The organism is candidate division WOR-3 bacterium (genome assembly GCA_016934535.1).
GTDB lineage: Bacteria > SDB-A > SDB-A > SDB-A > SDB-A > JAFGIG01.
Window position 1 is genome coordinate 1 of record JAFGSQ010000064.1, and the last position, 16,928, is coordinate 16,928.

Below are 16,928 nucleotides of genomic sequence, written 5' to 3' on the forward strand. Positions count from 1 at the left end.
GAATCCCGACAATCCCCTAAATGCCAGAGACCCTTGTGGACAAATGAATCTCTTCAATTTATAATGATTTTATTAGGACACTAGTGTACTGGAATATATAATAATATTTTTGCGGCGAACCATTGAGAAATTATAACCGTTATTGTCCGGTTACAACAAACAAAAAATCATATATTGAATTTATCTGTGAAATGTGTTTAAAATAACAGTTTACACGCTGTTTGTCTTGAAGAAATCCGTTTTGATTTTTTTTTCAGCAAGGAGGCATGATGTCGGTGTTTGGTATTGACGATATCAGGAATGTTGTTTTGGTTTCTCATCAGGGGGCGGGAAAGACGACTCTCGCTGAGTCAATGCTGTATAGAGCGGGCGCGATTAACAGAATGGGAAGCATAGACGACGGAAACACCGTCATGGACTTCGATCAGGAAGAAAAGACGAGAAAGACATCGATAAACCTTTCTCTTGCGAATTTTGCTTGGAAAGATAAAAAAATAAACATACTCGACACACCCGGCTATATAGATTTTATTTTTGAAACGGTTGCCGCAGTCAGCGTCACCGAAAGCGCTGTCGTAGTAGTAGATTCAGCCTCGGGAGTCGAAGTTGGAACGGAAATAACTTGGGACCGGCTTGACGAAAAGAAAATTCCCCGATTTGTTTTTGTCAATCACATGACAAAAGAAAACGCGGATTTCGAAAAATGCCTTTCTTCATTGAGAGAGGCTTTCCCGAAGGTAATATTCACTCCTTTCGTTTTGCCTTTGGGCGAAGGCGCCTCTTTCAAAGGGGTAATAGACGCCGTCGCCAAAAAAGCCTGCATCATGAAGGAAGGGAAAACGGAAATTTGCGAAGTTCCGGGCGATTCATCTGAAAAAATAGACGATGCATACAACACTATTGCAGAATCGGCAACGGAAGCCGACGAAGCGCTGATGGAAAAGTATCTTGAAGGAAAAAAACTGGAGGAAGAAGAGATATCAAAAGGTCTGGTCGAAGCCTTCAAGAAAAATCTTTTCGTACCTGTCCTTTGCGGAGACGCGGTTACGGGAAGCGGAGTCGAAAATTTGCTCAATCTGATTACAGCTTTGGCTCCCCCTCCTTCGGTCATATATCCCTACAAGGTCAGGAAAACATCGGGCGGAGATGAAGCGGAACTCAAGGAGGGATCTCCTTTCGCCGGTCTGGTGTTTAAAATGACGGCGGAACAGCATGTCGGCGAGATATGCTACATGAAAGCTTACTCCGGAAAAGTACCGCAGGGAGCAGAACTGATTAACAGCCGAACGGGCAAAAACGAAAAGATAGGACAGATGTTTTCCGTCGTCGGCAAAGACAGAACCGACATGAAAGAGCTCGGTGCGGGAGACATCGCGGCTCTCGTCAAGCTCAAAGACACCACGACAAACGACACACTTTCCGAGAAAATTCTTTCTGTAGAGATTGAAAAAATAAAATTCCCGGAACCAAGCATAACTTTTGCCGTCATTCCGGAATCGAAATCCGACGACGAAAAAATGATTTCCGGTCTGACTAAGATACAGAAAGAGGATCCTTCTTTCAGATTCAGATACGATTCCGAGACGAGACAAACTTTGGTTGAAGGACTCGGTGAAACACATTTGGAAATCACCCTCTCAAAAATCAAAAAATCAGGCAGTAACCTGAAATTCGAAAAACCGATAATCAAATACAGGGAGACAATAAGGAAAAAAGCTGAAGCCCAGGGAAGGCACAAAAAACAGTCTGGCGGAAGAGGCCAGTTCGCCGATGTGTGGATCAGGTTCGAACCCATAGAGAGAGGAAAGGAATTCGAATTTAAGGACGAGATTTTCGGAGGAGCTGTTCCTAAAAACTATATTCCGGCAGTGAATAAAGGACTCGAAGAGGCCAGAAAGAAAGGTGTCCTTTCAAATTCGATGACAGTCGATTTCAGAGCGGTTCTTTACGACGGAAGTTACCACAAAGTCGATTCCTCCGATTTCGCTTTTCAGATAGCGGCTTCGCTTGCTTTCCAGAAAGCCATACCCGAGGCCAATCCGATTCTACTGGAACCGATAGTCAGTATTGAAGTGACGATTCCAAACGAGAACACCGGCGATATAATGGGAGACATAAGCACGAGAAGGGGAAAAGTCCTCGGAATGGAACCTGCCGGCAAGTGGCAAAAAATAAAAGCTCTGGTCCCGGAATCCGAAATGTACATGTATTCGACAAATCTCAGATCTATAACTCAGGGCAGGGGATTTTTCACTCAAAAGTATTCCCATTACGAAGAAGTCCCCAAAGAACTTACAATTAAAATTGCCGAAGAGACAAAAAAGAGAAGGGAGGAAGCCAATGAATAAGTACACTGCTTTTTTACTTGCGGTTGCGGGTTTGCTTGCTTTTTCCTGCGGACCTAAAAATGCCGAAGTTAACGAAACGGGGGAAACTTTCATCAGAGCAGAGGTCGAGATTTGGAAAAACATGATGCCCACTGTTCCGCCTTCCGAACCTAACGTTATATGCAATTTCGAGTTAACGGTTTCGGCAAAACAGGAATTTCATGAGATTACGCTGATCGCCGGAATGATAGAAAAAATTGACGGAACGGAGATTTCATCAGTAACTTTTGATTTCGAACCGATTTTTACCACGGATTCTGTGGAACAATCTTTCACTGTCAGAGCCGTCGTGGATTACCCTTCGAGGATTTCGGGAGGTGAAAATGTCTTCGCGTGGCTCTTGTTTTATGTGGACGGTGAAAAAGTAGAAATTGAATCACCACCCGTCGAAGTTAAAACAGTGTATTAGTGACTGACGCACACTGCCACTTATCGCATTTTCCGATCGCAGACAGAAGAGATGATGTCATTCGCCAGGCGAGAACGGCGGGGGTTGATACAATTATTGATTGTCTCACCGATCCCGGGCTTTGGGAAAAAGAGGCGGCTAAAAAAGAACCCGGGATCTATCTGAGTGTCGGTATTCATCCACAGTCAGTAAGGGCAAAGGATTTTTCCCCGGAGATGCTGGCTCTAGAAAATCTTTCAAAAAACAAGAGAGTCGCGGCCATAGGTGAAGCGGGTTTTGACACTTTAAAAAACAGCGCCGGGATTAATCTTCAAAAAAAAATATTGTACAACCAGACTGAAATAGCTGTTTCCGCAGGTCTTCCGATTATTATCCATTGCCTTGGTCAGTACGACCTTCTTTTAAAAGAGCTCAAGAATTTAAAGTTAAAAATTCCGGTAATATTGCACAGGTACAGCGGAGGAGACGGGCAGGTAGGAGCTTTTGCCGCTATCGGCTGTTTTTTTTCGATTTCCGGAAACGTGTTGCATCCGAACAACAAAAAACTTTTCAATTCAGTGAGAAAAATGCCGGACGAACTTATACTGGCTGAAACGGACGCGCCATACTTTTTTCCTGACAAAAGAAAAAAAAGCGGCACGCCCGCTCATCTGCCACTCGTCGTTGAAAAAATTTCTTATATAAAAGGAAAGGATTTTTTCTCAATGAACGCTGAAATTCATGAAAACACACGAAGAGCTTTTCGGGAAAGAGTTTCTTTCCCGGACTGAACTTGTCTACGGCGAAGAAACTCTGAAAAGACTATCGGAAAAGAGAATCGCCGTTGTAGGACTCGGAGGAGTGGGCTCGGCTGCCGCTGAAGCGCTTTGCAGATTAGGGGCGGAAAACGTCCTGCTGATAGACAGAGACTATCTGGAGGCTTCCAATCTCAACAGGCATTTTCAGAGTTCGGTAAAAAATATCGGCCGCGAAAAAGCCGCGGAAACTTCCGAAAGATGTTCGGAAATTAATCCCCGAGGCAGCTTTACGGCGATTAAAGAGGAAATCACTCCTGACAACGTATCGCTTTTGGCGAATTTTAAACCGGATTTCGTATTGGACGCCGTTGACGACATCGAAGCAAAAATAACTATGGCCAGGGTTTGTGTAGTAAATAAAACAGGCTTTATTTCTTCCATGGGGGCCGGCTGGAAGAAAGACCCGTCAATGATAAGGATATCGCTTTTGAGCGAAACGAAAGTTTGCCCTCTGGCAAGAAAAATGAGAAAAGAGCTTAAATCAAACTGCGATTTTCCAGTCGTCTATTCGACAGAAGTGTGTCCGTCAAAAGAAAAGCCGGTCGGCTCCTCTTTCATCGTCACCGCTGTGTTCGGTTTTTATATGGCCAAGTGGATTCTTGACAGAGTGAGCGTTCCGTTTGACTGATGGAGAAGATTATTCCAATCGCGGCTCTCGGCAAAAGACTTCTTTTTTGATATAATTTTAAAAGTAAACCGAAACAATAAGGAGAAAGCATGATTGAATTTAAAAGTCTTGGTTTTGTCAACACGCGCGAGATGTTCAAAAAAGCATACGATTCAGGTTTCGCTGTACCGGCATATAATTTCAACAACATGGAACAGCTTCAGTCGATAATGCTCGCTTGCGCCGAGACCAATTCGCCCGTAATACTTCAGGTTTCAAAAGGAGCCCGAAAATACGCAAATCCGATAATGCTCAGATATATGGCCGAAGGTGCTGTCAGAATGGTCAGGGACGAGCTCAAAGCCAAATTCCCTATAGCTCTTCATCTCGATCACGGCGATTCTTTCGAAACCTGCCAATCGGCAATTCAGTACGGCTTCTCATCAGTTATGATTGACGGTTCCTCTCTGTCGTTCAAGGACAACATCGAGTTGACAAAAAAAGTTGTCGAATACGCCCACAACTTCGATGTCACGGTAGAGGGGGAACTCGGCGTACTCGCAGGCATCGAAGATGAAGTGGTAGGAGAGGCTACGACTTATACAGATCCGAAAGACGTCAAAGAATTTGTCGGCAAGACAAACGTGGATTCGCTGGCTATTTCGATAGGCACATCTCACGGAGCGTACAAATTCAAGCTGAAACCCGGAGAACCTTTGCCTGAGCTAAGATTTGACATTCTCGAAGAGATCACCAAGCAGATTCCCGGTTTTCCGATCGTCCTTCACGGATCTTCATCCGTACCTGCCGATTACGTAGATATGATAAACAAATACGGTGGAAAACTCGAGGGAGCCGCCGGGGTACCTGAAGAACAACTGAGAAGAGCCGCCAAATCCTCGGTTTGCAAAATAAACGTCGACACGGACGGAAGACTAGTCGTGACAGCAAAAATAAGGGAAGCCCTTGCAAAAAACCCGGATAAATACGATCCGAGAGACTATCTCGGTCCCGCGAGAGAAGCGCTAAAAGAACTACTTATAGATAAAAACGTCAACGTCATGGGCAGTTCGGGTCAGGGATGACATGAACAGTGATACAGCTCAGGTAATTTCAGTTCTTCTGGAAAACAAGGCTTATGACGTAATTTACATAGACATAGCAGGGCTTTCAGCTGTTACGGACGGCATTGTCATAGCGACTACACTTTCAGACGTACATTCCAGAAGCCTGGTCAGAAAAATTCACGAGGCGATAAAAAAATCTACTGAAAAGAGCTTTTTCAGAGAAGAAGGATCGAGGAACGGCAAATGGGCAGTACTGGATTTTACTGATTTCATGGTCCATTTAATGGTGCCCGAGATGAGAGAACTCTATAATCTCGAAAGCATCTGGCCTGACGCTAAATTGACAGAATTTCAATCAACGCGTTGACAATTCACGAGAAGCTGGTATAATTTGCTTCTTTGATTCAACCAAGTATTTTCCGGAGGATAAAATGAAAAGGACATATCAACCGAGCAGATTGAAAAGAGCGAGAACACACGGTTTCAGAAAAAGAATGAGCACCAGAAACGGGCGAAAGGTACTGTCGAGCAGAAGAGCAAAAGGAAGAAAAAGACTTGTGCCCGAAATTGCAGGATGAAAAACGGCGTTATAGGGAAACTGAAGAAAAAAAAAGAAATAGAAAAACTTCTCGCTAAAGGCAAAAAAGATTATTGTACTTTTATCGGCATTATTCATCAACCTGCAGGAGAAACAAGGTTCAGCATAGGCCTGAGAAAGGGCATCAAAGGCGCCGTAGCCAGGAATAAGCTCAGAAGACGGCTTAAATCTGTTCTGATGAAAAGAATTGCTGAGATTAAATTATGCAGCGAGTTCATTGTCATAGCAAAAAAAGAAGCCGCTTGCCTGAGTTTCGCGGAACTGGAGAAGCAATTGACAACGGCAATGAAAAAAGCCGGATTGATCTGACCGCGAAAGCGGCAATCTTCGCAGTTGAAGTGTACAGGCACATTGTTTCGCCTTTGTTTCCGAGGTCTTGCAGGTTTTATCCCTCGTGTTCAGAATACGCGAAACAGGCGCTAATGAAATACGGGCTGAAAAAAGGCGTTATCCTCTCTCTGAAGAGGATTTTGAGATGCAACCCATTCTGCGCAGGAGGATATGATCCTCTCGATTGAAACGAAGGAGTAAAATGGATTACAAGCTGAGAATAATTATCGCGATAGCTGTTTCATTTATAATTCTGATCACCTGGCAGTTGTTTTTTAACAAGAATAAAAAACAGGACATTCCGGTTGTTGACAGTTCTGTTGCAGCTGAAACATCTGCCGCAGAAGTAATTGACGACACGACTGCCATTGTGGACACGGCAACGGTGATTCCGGCGCAGGACACAGCTTCAAGAGGCGGAGAAACTGTTTTTTTCGAGAAACTGCCTGAAAATTCAGGATTCGTCATGGAAAATGAGAATTTAACCATCTCCCTGAACCTTGAAAAAGGAGCCTCAGTCGCAGGAATAATCCTTCATGACTACGGGATATCAGGTTCGGAAAAAATGCTCAGCCTTTATCCGCTGAACGACAGCGCTGTCTCTCAGAAAGGCTTGATATTCTACCTGAACGACGACAGCCTCAAAAAGCAAAGATTCAATTCCTTTGAAGTACCTTTTTTCCTCGACACGTCATATAATGTTTCGGACACGCAGGTGTTTGTTTTTTCTCAGAATATCCTGCGAGTGACCGAATCTGAGTTCCTGGACACTGTGGGCGGAGACACTTCAAGCACAGCAGTTATGGACACTTCACACGAGAGTGTTTACATAAGATACATGATCCCGTCCGAAGGGTATTCTTTTCACGTATCGGCCTGGACTGATTTCAGCGACAGAATGAGATACAGCTGGTCAATGGCGTGGTTCGAAGGCATGGCGGTGACCGAACCCGATGTAAAATCAGATCCAGGTAAAAACAGGTTTTTTGTCGCCATGAGCCCGACCGGATTCAGGTATTTCAGGAAGAGCCTGAAAGACGTAGCTGACGGCAAGGCTCTGTACGAAGAACCGGCATTTTGGGCGGGAGTGGCAGATCAGTATTTTATGATAGCTTTTATTCCGAGAAACGACGACGAAAGTGATTTTCATTCTCCCGTAAAGTTCGTGTCATACGCAAACGACGACGATTTCCACCCATACCAAACCGATATACATTTCGGTCCCACACGCTCTGATACTGTAAAATTTATCTGCTACACCGGACCGCTCGACGAGACTCATTTGTTGAAGACGGGATTCCATCTCGACGAGAACGTTCAAATGGGATGGCGCTGGCTCAGGCCCATAAGCAAGACCCTGTTGTGGTTTTTGAGATTGCTGAACAAAGCCATACCGAATTACGGGCTCGACATAATAATATTTTCTCTGGCCATGAACATAGTTTTTCTCCCGCTTTCTCTCTACAGTCAGAAATCAATGAAGAGAATGCAGGATCTTCAGCCCAAACTGCAGGAATTGAAAGACAAATACAAGGGCGATCCGAAAAGGTTGAACGAAGAAACCATGAAAATGTACAGGCAGGAGGCTTTCAATCCTTTCAGCGGCTGTTTGCCTTTGCTTCTTCAGATGCCGGTATTCATGGCTTTATATCAGATAATGAGAACGACAATTATTCTGAGGAATCAGAGTTTTCTCTGGATTCCCGACCTTTCGAGACCCGAGGCGACTATCCCGTTTTCCCTGCCTTTTACTTCCGCGCCGGGTATCGGGATTCTGCCGCTTCTGATGGGCGTGATGATGTTTTTTCAACAGAAGATGACAAACACAAATCCTCAGCAGAAATCACTGACTTACATAATGCCTATATTCATGACGTATATTTTTCTCGGTTTTCCCGCTGCGATTGTTTTGTATTGGGCTTCATACAACCTTTTCGGGCTCGGACAGCAGTTGTTTTTCAAATACAGGGAAAAAATAGCCAAAGAACAACGGGCGGAGTAACATGGACGAAAACATAAAAAACTGGCTCTTTGAAAATATAAATGAACTTCTCAGGTTAATGGGATTTGATAGCGTGACCCTTGATATTTCTGAAGAAAGCGAAAATATATTTCTTGTAAGCATATTCTCCGAAGAGGATTCAGGCAGGATAATCGGAAGGGAAGGGTCGGTGATTCAGTCAATAACCCTGCTTGTTAACAAAATGCTGTCCAGGGATTTCAAGGGTTGCAGGGTGAGGATTGACGCCGAGGATTACATGAAAAAAAGGGAAGACAGCTTCAAAGAAAAAGTGGTCGAAATTGCACGAAGAGCCGAATTACTGACGGAAGAGCATATCATCAAGAACCTGAACTCTTACGAGAGAAGAATAGCACACATGATAATCAAGGATTTTGACGGCGTAGAAAGCCGAAGCGAAGGCGATGGGGACATCAAAGACCTGGTCATCTTCCCGAAGTGAACTTATTTGACACCATAATAGCGAGAATAACACCGGACGGGGAAAGTGCCGTGGCTGTCGTAAGAATCAGCGGCGGCAATAGTCTCGCTTACCTGTCTAAAATCACGGAAAAAAATACGTTCAAACCGAGAAAAGCGGTTTTGGTCAAAATTGTTTTGTCCGGCGGCGTTAAAGATTTTGCCCTGGCTGTTTACTATCCGAAACCCGGATCTTACACCGGCGAAGACGTTTGTGAAATCAGCGTTCACGGCAACCAATATCTCGTACGAAAGTTAATCGAGACCTGCGTAGATATGGGAGCCAGAATAGCAGATAGAGGTGAATTCACTTACAGGGCTTACATGAACGGAAAAATGGATCTCTCCCAGGTCGAGGGTGTGTTGTCAATGATAAATAGCTCGAACGAAAGTTCATTGAGACGAGCGGGAGCTTCATTGGAAGGAAATCTCGGGCGAAAAGTTAAAAAATCGCTCGAAAATCTCGACCTTTGCCGTGCCGAACTCGAAATATGCGCACTTGAAGAAGATACTTATCCGAAACTTTCGAAGGATTTTTACGGAAGATTAAAAAAAGCTTTTAATGACGTTGATGAAATAGCGTCCTGGTCGTCTGCTGCGGCGAAAGATTTTGAAAAACCGCAAGTTTTCATAATAGGTCCTCCAAACGCCGGAAAATCAACCCTTTTTAACCGGTTTTATGGAAGCCACAGGGTTGTTGTTTCTGATGCGCCTGGGACGACAAGAGACATGATAAGGGAAGAGGTCGATTTTCCAGGAGGCATGATCAGACTTGTTGACGGGGCGGGTTTGAGAGACGAACACTTCGATTCCGTAGAAAAACTTGGGAAAGAGATTTTGCTGGATAAGCTGAGAGGAGCTGACGCGGTTATCGTTCTTCTCGATGCTGTCGCAGAATGGAAAAGCGACCTGAAGAAGTTTTCCGCTTTGACTGAAGGTAAAAAGAGGGTGCTCGCTCTTAATAAATCAGACCTGGCAATAGAAGTTGGCCGCTTGCCCGAGGAAATTCTCCCGGTCTCGGCAGTAACGGGAGAAAACCTTGACTCTCTGAAAAGAGAAATTTCGACAAAACTGTGGGGTGAAAGCGCGGAAAATAAAACATCAGACGGAGACCCGTTTGTTTCGGAAAGAGCCTCTCTGCTGGCGTCGGAAGCTTTATCGAGCATTAAAAGAGCCGAAAAGAACATTGAAAAAGACGTCTGGGACATCGCGGCTTACGAACTTGAAAAAGTGTCGGAAAACCTCGGATCGATAATCGGAGTGCATGTGAAACCAGGAGAAATAGTGGCTCTGTTCGATAAATTTTGCGTGGGGAAATAACTTTCTCAACATTGACAACCGGATAAAACAGTACGAAAATTGCCCGGATTGCATTTCAGGAAACAAAATGATCAAAAATGATGACATCTGTCGCGTCGTTCGAAAGACAGAAGAAGATTCGAAGGAAATTATTTTTAACAGCTCTATTAAGCCGGTAAATCCTTGGTAGAATATCCTGAAAACAAACACCCTGTAGTAATTCCCGTCGAAGGGACTCTCGATCTTCACTGTTTCGACAAAAAGGAAACGGAGAGTTTAATTCGTGAATATCTTGAAGAATGCAGGAGAAGGGGAATAAAAAAGGTGAGGATCATTCATGGAAAAGGGAAAGGTGTTCTTATGGCCAGAGTTCATTCCGTCCTGAAAAAGATAGAGTTTGTCAAATCCTACGAAACAGCAAACGATCAAAGAAGCTCCTGGGGAGCGACGCTGGTCGAACTGGCTGAAGAAGACGGTTTGTCATAAATTCATCAATATCAACGAAAGCGATATTGCTGTCAGAGAAACGAATTTTTTTGCCGAGATTTTTTCCTTAAAAAATACCGCTCCGGCAACCGTTATGAGCAGAATACTTCCCACTGAATAGAATGAAAATGCCACAGCGGCGGGATACTGTCTGAACGAGGATATAAGAAAAAAAGACGAGAAAAGATTGGGGATTCCTACCACAAAACCGGCTAAGGCGTTTTTTTTTAATTTCTCTGTTTTCCTGAAACCGCCCATGACAGCCGACAGTAAAAAAGCCGTCGCGAATACTGTGGCCAGGAAAAGGTTTTTGTATATTTCGGGAGCATAATTTTCGAAAAGCTTGTTGGAAAATTCAGCCAATCCTGTGGCTAAAAGAACCCAGAGAATTATGAGCGTGGTTTTTTTTCTGAGCTTTTCTTTTTTCGAAGGTAAGGAGAGAAAAAAAACAGCCGCCATAGAAAGCAAAACACCGTTTGTTTTCAGCAAAGACATTTGCTCTTTGAAAAGAAAATAAGACAGAACGACCGGCAGAACGACTCCAAGTTTTGAGAGTGCGCCCGTCAGGGCGACTCCGTTTTCCCGTATACTGGATTGTATGGATAAGAACCCCAACAAATACATCACGCCTCCGGCTAATCCCGTAAAGGTCGACCAGATAAAAAAGAAATTTGACGGATTTTTGAAAATCAAAGTGAATGCAGATCCGCCGGTTTCCGGATTGAAACCGTCTGTAAAAAGCAGAAAAAGCGCCGTGGCAAAGGCTGAAAGATAATTGAAAGAAGCCACCTTCATTCTGTCGCAGCCCAGCAGGTCTGCGATTTTAAGAAAAACAGCAACACAAGAGCTCGAAATGATAGCAAGTAAAATGTAAAGCATGGGGATTTATGAGGAGACTCTGAATTCAAGAGTCTTCGCGAGTGCGAGGAAAAAGATTAAATAAAGCACTCCGGAAACCAAGACGATGGCAAGAGATGTTTTGAGGCTCAAGGAATGAGCGAAAATGAATTCGGCTGAACGAAGGGTGAAATAAAGAACAGTTGCAGGAAGCGCCGACGCGAAAAGCGTTTTAAAAGCTCCCTCGGCGAGTTTTGGAAAGGACACTCGGGCGAATTTGAAATGAAACATCATGAGAAGGCAAAGGAAATTAAATATGCTTGCCATGGAAACAGCCAAAGCAAGACCGTTTATTCCCATTCTTTGCTTAAGAGCAAATACGGAAACAACATTGACGGCGCTTGAAAAGAAGCTGACGACAACAGGCGTTTTAGTGTCTTTCATTGAATAAAAAGTATTGGAAAGGATTTTTACGAATGAAGTGCCAGCAATCCCTATAAGAAACCAGCCGAGTATATCTGCCGTGGCAACAGTGCTTTCCGCGCTGAACATGCCGTGCTGGAATATTATTCTCACTAGATGATATCTCAGAACCCACATGAGAAAACATACAGGAAATACGAAAAACATTGCCATTCTCAAAGACCTTATGAGTGCTGACAGGACAAGGTCCGTTCTCATGGAAGACGCATGCCTGGCAGTCTCGGGAAGAGTGACAGTCGCCAGGCTGACTCCGATAATACCCAGAGGAAAGGTCATAAGCCTGAAGGCGAAAGAGTAATGTGAGACCGCGCCTTCGCCGAGGTGCGTCGCAAAAGCTTGGTTGACTGCGACGTTTATCCTTGTCGCGATGTATCCTAATGCAACAGGGAGAAAAAGACAGAGAGCCTTTTTAACTGCTTTGTCGGAGAGACAAATATACAGTTTGTATTTCAGACCTTCCTTTACCGACTTGGGAAGCATTACCACGAATTGAGCCACCGATCCCGCAAGAATTCCTATTGCGAGAGGGAAGGGAGAGAGGGATCCTGACCTGCCGAATACCCTGAAAAGCAGCAGTGTAACAATTATAGAGACCGCGTTCCAAAGAGCCGGCGCGAGACCGGTCGTTGTGTAATACCTGAAATAGTTCAAAAAGCCCATTACGAGAGAAGTAGAAGAAGAAATTATTAGCAAAGGAAAAAGAGTTCTTACGAGAGATACTGTCAGAACCTGCTTTTCAGCGGAATATCCTCCGGCGAAAACCGAGACTATTAAAGGTGCAAAAACAATGCCGAGGGCGCACAACAGACTCGAAAGCACGAGCAGGATATTGAAAAGGTTGATCGCGAACAGCAGCGCTTTTTTCTTTCCTTCTTTTTCGTTTAGGTCGGAAAAAATCGGAATAAAAGCGGCGTTCATCGTGCCTTCCGATATGAACTCAAGTATCAAACCGGGTATTATGTAAGCTGTTCTGAAAGCGTCCATGGAAGCGCCTGCTCCGTAAAGCACTGCGTAAACAATTTCCCTGATGAGGCCGAGAATCCTGCTTATAAAAACTCCGAAAGAAAATTTCCCGGCACTCTTGAGCAGGTTTTTCGTTTCCGAAGTGTTTTTGGAATGAGACATCATAAGAGTAAAAATATCAAATTAGACGCGATTTCAAAAGCCCAATCTGCCTTATGCTGTATAAAGTAAAACCTGTGAAAGACTCACGGGGAAATCAGTTGACATATTATCTTTACATATTATCATTAAAATGTATTGGCGAGTTTGCTATGAATATCATTTAAATTTCGCGAGGGCACCGCTTGAAAATCAAACCATTAGGAGCCGTTAGAACCGTGACCGGCTCCATGCATCTTTTGGAGTCTTCACGTAATGTTAAATGCATTCTCGATTGCGGCCTATATCAGGGAAAAAGAGCCGATTCGAATTCCCTCAACAGAAATTTAAAAACAGACCCTTCGTCCGTGGAAAGCGTTGTGATATCTCACGCGCACATAGACCATTGCGGATTGCTTCCTTATTTTGTAAAAAAGGGTTTCAGAGGGCACATCTTCATGACTCCAGCTACGAGAGAATTGACGGAATTGCTTCTCTTGGACAGCGCCCATCTTCAGTTCAAGGACGCCGAATACATCAACAGAAAAAAAAAGGCGGAAGACCCCGAGATAGTGCCTCTTTACACAGGCGAAGATGTCGAAGCCGTGTTTGAACTGGTCAAGGTCAAGAATTTCGGAGAACCTTTCGAAGCCGCTTCAGGACTGACAGCGAGATTTTTGAGAGCGGGACACATTCTCGGTTCAGCTATGGTTGAGGTATCTGAAAAAGACAAAACCCTGCTTTTTTCAGGCGATCTCGGGAGGATGAACGCACCTCTGCTGAAAGACCCGGAACATGTAAAAGATACAAAAATAGATTGCCTTCTCATTGAAAGCACTTACGGAGGAAAAAAACACCACGGTTTTGAAGAAGCGAAGGATAGGATGGTCTTTGCCGTGGAAAAAATAAGCCGAACAAGTGGAAAACTTATAATACCTGCTTTTTCGGTAGGAAGGACTCAGGATATTGTCTATACGCTTCACGAACTGATGCTTGAAAGGAGAATTCCTTCGACCATAGAAATATTCGTGGACAGTCCCCTTTCGACAAACGTCACGGAGATTTACAGACAGCACTTCTACGAACTTGACGAAAAATCCATGGAAATGATGGCAAAAGACGGAGATCCTTTCGGCTTTGGAAAACTTAAATACACAAAAAGCGTCGAACAGTCCAAAGAATTGAACGAAAAAGAGGGTCCGATAATTATTATATCGGCCAGTGGCATGTGCGAGGGCGGCAGGATAGTTCACCACCTCAAAAATAACATTGAAGACGAAAAAAACGTGATTTTGATAGTTAGTTTTCAGGCCGTCAACACTCTCGGAAGGAGAATAGCAGACGGAATGAAGGAAATAAAAATATTCGGAAAGGATTACGAAGTGAGAGCCGAAGTCCTGACGAACAACGAATGGAGCGCTCACGCTGATGGAACAGAGCTTTTTAATTTTATAAAAGAAGTCAATCCCGGGAAAACCTTACTCGTTCACGGCGAAATTAATCAGATGGAAGCGCTGAAAGCAAAGATCGACGAAACCGGAATACCGGCCGGCATACCTGATAACGGCGAAGGTTTCGTTGAAGTGTGAAGAAAGGAGACACGATGGAGGATGTCAAAAGTAAGTGGAAAAAAATGAATGAAGATTTCATTCAGTTCCTGATTTTTGAAAAGGGCGCCAGCCCGAACACTCTTAACGCTTACAAAAATGACATAAAACAACTTTCAGACTTCTGTGTCGGTATGAAATTATGTCCGGAAAGCATTAAGTTTGAACACATGCTGGATTTTTCAGAAAAGATGGCGGAATCAGGACTCAAGCGCGCTTCACTGAGCAGAAAAGTTTCTTCGATAAATCATTTTTTCAGTTTTCTTAAAAATAATGAAATCATCCAGTTCAACCCGGCTTCAGATCTCGTTGTTTCACGGAGCAAAAGAACCCTTCCCTCACCGCTTTCGATAGACGAAATCGAAAAAATTTTCAAAACAATCGGGGAGAAAACGCCCGAAAACGTAAGAGACAGGGCAATTTTCGAGCTTATTTATTCCTCCGGATTGAGAGTTTCCGAGATATGTTCAATGAAGTTCAACTCACTGATGTGGGATGAACAGCTGGTAAGAATAACCGGAAAGGGTAACAAAGAAAGGCTCATCCCCTTCGGCGATTGCGCCGCTTTGGCTTTAAAAAAATACCTGGAAGCGGCAAGACCGAAACTGCTGAACGGCAAAAAGGATTCCGACAAAGTGTTTTTGAGTTCGAGAGGAAGGCCGATCTCAAGGCAGATGATTTGGATAAGACTCAAAAGAGCGGCTAAAGAAGCGGGAATAAGAAAAGACATTCATCCTCACACGCTGAGGCATTCTTTTGCCACGCACCTTCTAAAAGGAGGAGCGGATTTAAGAGCGGTACAGGAGCTTTTAGGTCATTCTTCGATCAGCACGACGCAGATATATACGGAGCTCGACAGGGACACGCTTAAAGAGATTTTGAAGACGTGCCACCCCAGGGAGAAAATGAATGAATGATGTCCCCGGCAATGAAAAATCAGAGAAAATAGACGACATAGCCGACGAAATGTCTTCGAGTCTTATGGAAGGATTCGATCAGGCTCACAGAGATCATTTACAAGAGCAGGAAAACAAAGTTCTCGAAGAGAGCATAAGGGAACTCATCGAAAAAAGGGACAGCATCGTCAGTGAAATTGACGAATGGGAAAAAATTAAAAGCACAGTAAAAGAAAAAGCCGAAGAATACGAAAACCTTAAATCCCTCGCTGAAGAAAAGAAAAGAGAAACGGAAAAACTTTCCTGCGAATCCGAAGACCTTGAGGCGATAATAAAAGACCTCGAATCAGACATTTATAGAATTTCAGAAGAAAAGCTTTCCGCCGAAAAAGAAACTAAAAATCTCAATGAAGAAATTTCAATTCTGAAAAAAAGAAAGGAAGAAGAAACCGGCAACCTGACTGAAGTTGAAAATCACATTGAGAGTCTTTCGGAAAAAATCATGCAGTATTCAGCTGAGATTGATTCTCTCGCAGGTGAAAAAAAAGAGAAAATCAAAGAACTCGAAAAGGTTGGTGACGAACTCGCGGAGAAAAAAAGCTCTCTCGATGAGATGCATTCTGAGATAGAAAAAGGCAGAAAAATAATCGAAGAAAACCAGATGGCTTTGGACGGCATTTTTCAGCAGAGAGAACGTACCATGATAGATATAGACATAGTCAAAAACGAGATTACTTCGCTGAGTCGGACAAAGAAAATAACTTCGGAAGAAATCTCGGCTTTGACGGAAGAGAGGGATCGTTTAAAAGAAATCTGCGAAGCTGATGAAAAACGCAACGCGGAGCTTCAAGCTGAATTCGACAGACTCCAGATGGAAGCAGGATCAACATCTATGGAGAAAGACTTCATCGAGCAGGAAATCTCTTCGAAGAAAAATGAAATCACTGAGCTGGAAGAAAATTACAAAATAAAGCAAAGCAAATTGACTCTCCTTGGAGAAGACATTGAAAAGCTTGAATCGGAAACCGAAAAATGCAAAGAGACGCTTCGGAACCTGATAAGTGAAAAAGAAAAATTGGAGAATGAAAGTTCAGAGCTTTCCATGCGAAGAGACAACGTCGAGATAGAACTGAACAACCTGAACGAAACCATCGCGTCTTTTAAAGAAGAAGCCGAAGTATCGGAAAAAATTCTGAATGACCTGCTGAATGATATAGGTTCGGCTGAAAAAGAAATCAGCGACAAAAAACGTGAAATAGAGAACAACCTGAGTTCTTACGAATCCGAACTTTCAACGCTTAAGGAAAATACTGAAAAAGAAAAAAAATCGCTAGCAGAGATATTGGAAAGAAAAGCTCTCCTCGAGAAAGAAAAAGATGAAATTGCATGGAAAATCCTCGAGGAATCCCAAAAATCAGGCAGGCTCGAGAAGGAGCGATCGGAGCTGGAGGTGTCGGTATCGGAGCTGAAGGGGAGGAACGCCGGCTTAAGTTCGGAGATAGACCGAAGCAACGAGAAACTGATAGAGCTGAGCAACGAGACAAC

The 16,928-nt window shown here is 43.7% G+C and carries 18 protein-coding genes; 16 read left to right on the forward strand and 2 right to left on the reverse strand.

Translation table 11 applies throughout. From position 1 onward, the window contains the following. The first annotated feature begins 266 nt into the window (after positions 1-266). The 13 genes from fusA (at position 267) to JXL83_09275 (ending at position 10,459) form a co-directional block, all read left to right on the forward strand. On the forward strand, positions 267-2,348 hold the full coding sequence (fusA, locus tag JXL83_09215; protein MBN2364298.1) for an elongation factor G: 2,082 nt from the start codon (positions 267-269) through the stop codon (positions 2,346-2,348). After that, a complete protein-coding gene (locus JXL83_09220) occupies positions 2,341-2,796 on the forward strand; it encodes a hypothetical protein (GenBank protein MBN2364299.1) in 456 nt (151 codons plus the stop codon). Before fusA ends, JXL83_09220 begins: the two co-directional genes overlap by 8 nt. Next, complete coding sequence (locus JXL83_09225) at positions 2,796-3,566, forward strand: TatD family hydrolase (protein MBN2364300.1); 771 nt, start codon at positions 2,796-2,798, stop codon at positions 3,564-3,566. The genes JXL83_09220 and JXL83_09225 overlap by 1 nt, the downstream gene beginning before the upstream one ends. Continuing rightward, complete coding sequence (locus JXL83_09230) at positions 3,517-4,221, forward strand: tRNA threonylcarbamoyladenosine dehydratase (GenBank protein ID MBN2364301.1); 705 nt, start codon at positions 3,517-3,519, stop codon at positions 4,219-4,221. The genes JXL83_09225 and JXL83_09230 overlap by 50 nt, the downstream gene beginning before the upstream one ends. Before the next feature lie 89 nt (positions 4,222-4,310). Next, complete coding sequence (locus tag JXL83_09235) at positions 4,311-5,285, forward strand: class II fructose-1,6-bisphosphate aldolase (GenBank protein ID MBN2364302.1); 975 nt, start codon at positions 4,311-4,313, stop codon at positions 5,283-5,285. Position 5,286: 1 nt separating this feature from the next. After that, complete coding sequence (rsfS, locus tag JXL83_09240; protein ID MBN2364303.1) at positions 5,287-5,634, forward strand: ribosome silencing factor; 348 nt, start codon at positions 5,287-5,289, stop codon at positions 5,632-5,634. A gap of 64 nt (positions 5,635-5,698) precedes the next feature. Beyond that, positions 5,699-5,845, forward strand: coding sequence for a 50S ribosomal protein L34 (rpmH, locus tag JXL83_09245; protein ID MBN2364304.1), 147 nt, complete (start codon positions 5,699-5,701; stop codon positions 5,843-5,845). After that, on the forward strand, positions 5,842-6,174 hold the full coding sequence (gene rnpA / locus JXL83_09250) for a ribonuclease P protein component (protein ID MBN2364305.1): 333 nt from the start codon (positions 5,842-5,844) through the stop codon (positions 6,172-6,174). Before rpmH ends, rnpA begins: the two co-directional genes overlap by 4 nt. Beyond that, positions 6,069-6,383: a membrane protein insertion efficiency factor YidD gene (gene yidD, locus JXL83_09255; protein ID MBN2364306.1), complete on the forward strand. Its 315-nt coding sequence runs from the start codon at positions 6,069-6,071 to the stop codon at positions 6,381-6,383. The genes rnpA and yidD overlap by 106 nt, the downstream gene beginning before the upstream one ends. Positions 6,384-6,397: 14 nt before the next feature. After that, complete coding sequence (locus JXL83_09260; GenBank protein MBN2364307.1) at positions 6,398-8,197, forward strand: YidC/Oxa1 family insertase periplasmic-domain containing protein; 1,800 nt, start codon at positions 6,398-6,400, stop codon at positions 8,195-8,197. A 1-nt stretch (position 8,198) separates the two neighbouring features. Beyond that, positions 8,199-8,657: a KH domain-containing protein gene (locus JXL83_09265; protein MBN2364308.1), complete on the forward strand. Its 459-nt coding sequence runs from the start codon at positions 8,199-8,201 to the stop codon at positions 8,655-8,657. After that, positions 8,654-9,994 carry a tRNA uridine-5-carboxymethylaminomethyl(34) synthesis GTPase MnmE gene (gene mnmE, locus JXL83_09270; protein MBN2364309.1) on the forward strand — a complete coding sequence of 447 codons (1,341 nt, stop codon included), beginning with the start codon at positions 8,654-8,656 and terminating at the stop codon, positions 9,992-9,994. The genes JXL83_09265 and mnmE overlap by 4 nt, the downstream gene beginning before the upstream one ends. Before the next feature lie 162 nt (positions 9,995-10,156). Further along, a complete protein-coding gene (locus JXL83_09275) occupies positions 10,157-10,459 on the forward strand; it encodes a Smr/MutS family protein (GenBank protein ID MBN2364310.1) in 303 nt (100 codons plus the stop codon). Here JXL83_09275 and JXL83_09280 read toward each other — a convergent pair. Both JXL83_09280 and murJ read right to left on the reverse strand, forming a co-directional pair. Then, entirely contained in the window at positions 10,454-11,338 is an 885-nt protein-coding gene (locus JXL83_09280; GenBank protein ID MBN2364311.1) for a hypothetical protein, read from the reverse strand. The two genes, JXL83_09275 and JXL83_09280, sit on opposite strands and share 6 nt — an antisense overlap. Before the next feature lie 6 nt (positions 11,339-11,344). Continuing rightward, the gene (gene murJ, locus JXL83_09285) at positions 11,345-12,907 is read right to left on the reverse strand and encodes a murein biosynthesis integral membrane protein MurJ (GenBank protein ID MBN2364312.1); all 1,563 of its coding nucleotides are present in this window, start codon (positions 12,905-12,907) and stop codon (positions 11,345-11,347) included. 179 nt (positions 12,908-13,086) lie between these two features. Here murJ and JXL83_09290 point away from each other — a divergent pair, with 179 nt between their 5' ends. The 3 genes from JXL83_09290 to JXL83_09300 form a co-directional block, all read left to right on the forward strand. After that, positions 13,087-14,469, forward strand: coding sequence for an MBL fold metallo-hydrolase (locus JXL83_09290; GenBank protein MBN2364313.1), 1,383 nt, complete (start codon positions 13,087-13,089; stop codon positions 14,467-14,469). A 14-nt stretch (positions 14,470-14,483) separates the two neighbouring features. Beyond that, on the forward strand, positions 14,484-15,404 hold the full coding sequence (gene xerD / locus JXL83_09295) for a site-specific tyrosine recombinase XerD (protein MBN2364314.1): 921 nt from the start codon (positions 14,484-14,486) through the stop codon (positions 15,402-15,404). Then, the coding region (locus JXL83_09300) for a hypothetical protein (GenBank protein ID MBN2364315.1) at positions 15,397-16,928 on the forward strand (1,532 nt) is incomplete at its 3' end. The genes xerD and JXL83_09300, both read left to right, overlap by 8 nt.

Excerpts from the sequence above, each read along its gene's own strand:
- yidD (MBN2364306.1), top strand. The coding sequence starts at position 6,069 with ATGCAGCGAGTTCATTGTCATAGCAAAAAAAGAAGCCGCTTGCCTGAG.
- JXL83_09220 (MBN2364299.1), top strand. The coding sequence starts at position 2,341 with ATGAATAAGTACACTGCTTTTTTACTTGCGGTTGCGGGTTTGCTTGCT.
- rnpA (MBN2364305.1), top strand. The coding sequence starts at position 5,842 with ATGAAAAACGGCGTTATAGGGAAACTGAAGAAAAAAAAAGAAATAGAA.
- JXL83_09235 (MBN2364302.1), top strand. The coding sequence starts at position 4,311 with ATGATTGAATTTAAAAGTCTTGGTTTTGTCAACACGCGCGAGATGTTC.
- rsfS (MBN2364303.1), top strand. The coding sequence starts at position 5,287 with ATGAACAGTGATACAGCTCAGGTAATTTCAGTTCTTCTGGAAAACAAG.
- JXL83_09265 (MBN2364308.1), top strand. The coding sequence starts at position 8,199 with ATGGACGAAAACATAAAAAACTGGCTCTTTGAAAATATAAATGAACTT.
- JXL83_09260 (MBN2364307.1), top strand. The coding sequence starts at position 6,398 with ATGGATTACAAGCTGAGAATAATTATCGCGATAGCTGTTTCATTTATA.
- JXL83_09280 (MBN2364311.1), bottom strand. The coding sequence starts at position 11,338 with ATGCTTTACATTTTACTTGCTATCATTTCGAGCTCTTGTGTTGCTGTT.
- rpmH (MBN2364304.1), top strand. The coding sequence starts at position 5,699 with ATGAAAAGGACATATCAACCGAGCAGATTGAAAAGAGCGAGAACACAC.
- murJ (MBN2364312.1), bottom strand. The coding sequence starts at position 12,907 with ATGATGTCTCATTCCAAAAACACTTCGGAAACGAAAAACCTGCTCAAG.
- fusA (MBN2364298.1), top strand. The coding sequence starts at position 267 with ATGATGTCGGTGTTTGGTATTGACGATATCAGGAATGTTGTTTTGGTT.
- JXL83_09230 (MBN2364301.1), top strand. The coding sequence starts at position 3,517 with ATGAAAACACACGAAGAGCTTTTCGGGAAAGAGTTTCTTTCCCGGACT.
- xerD (MBN2364314.1), top strand. The coding sequence starts at position 14,484 with ATGGAGGATGTCAAAAGTAAGTGGAAAAAAATGAATGAAGATTTCATT.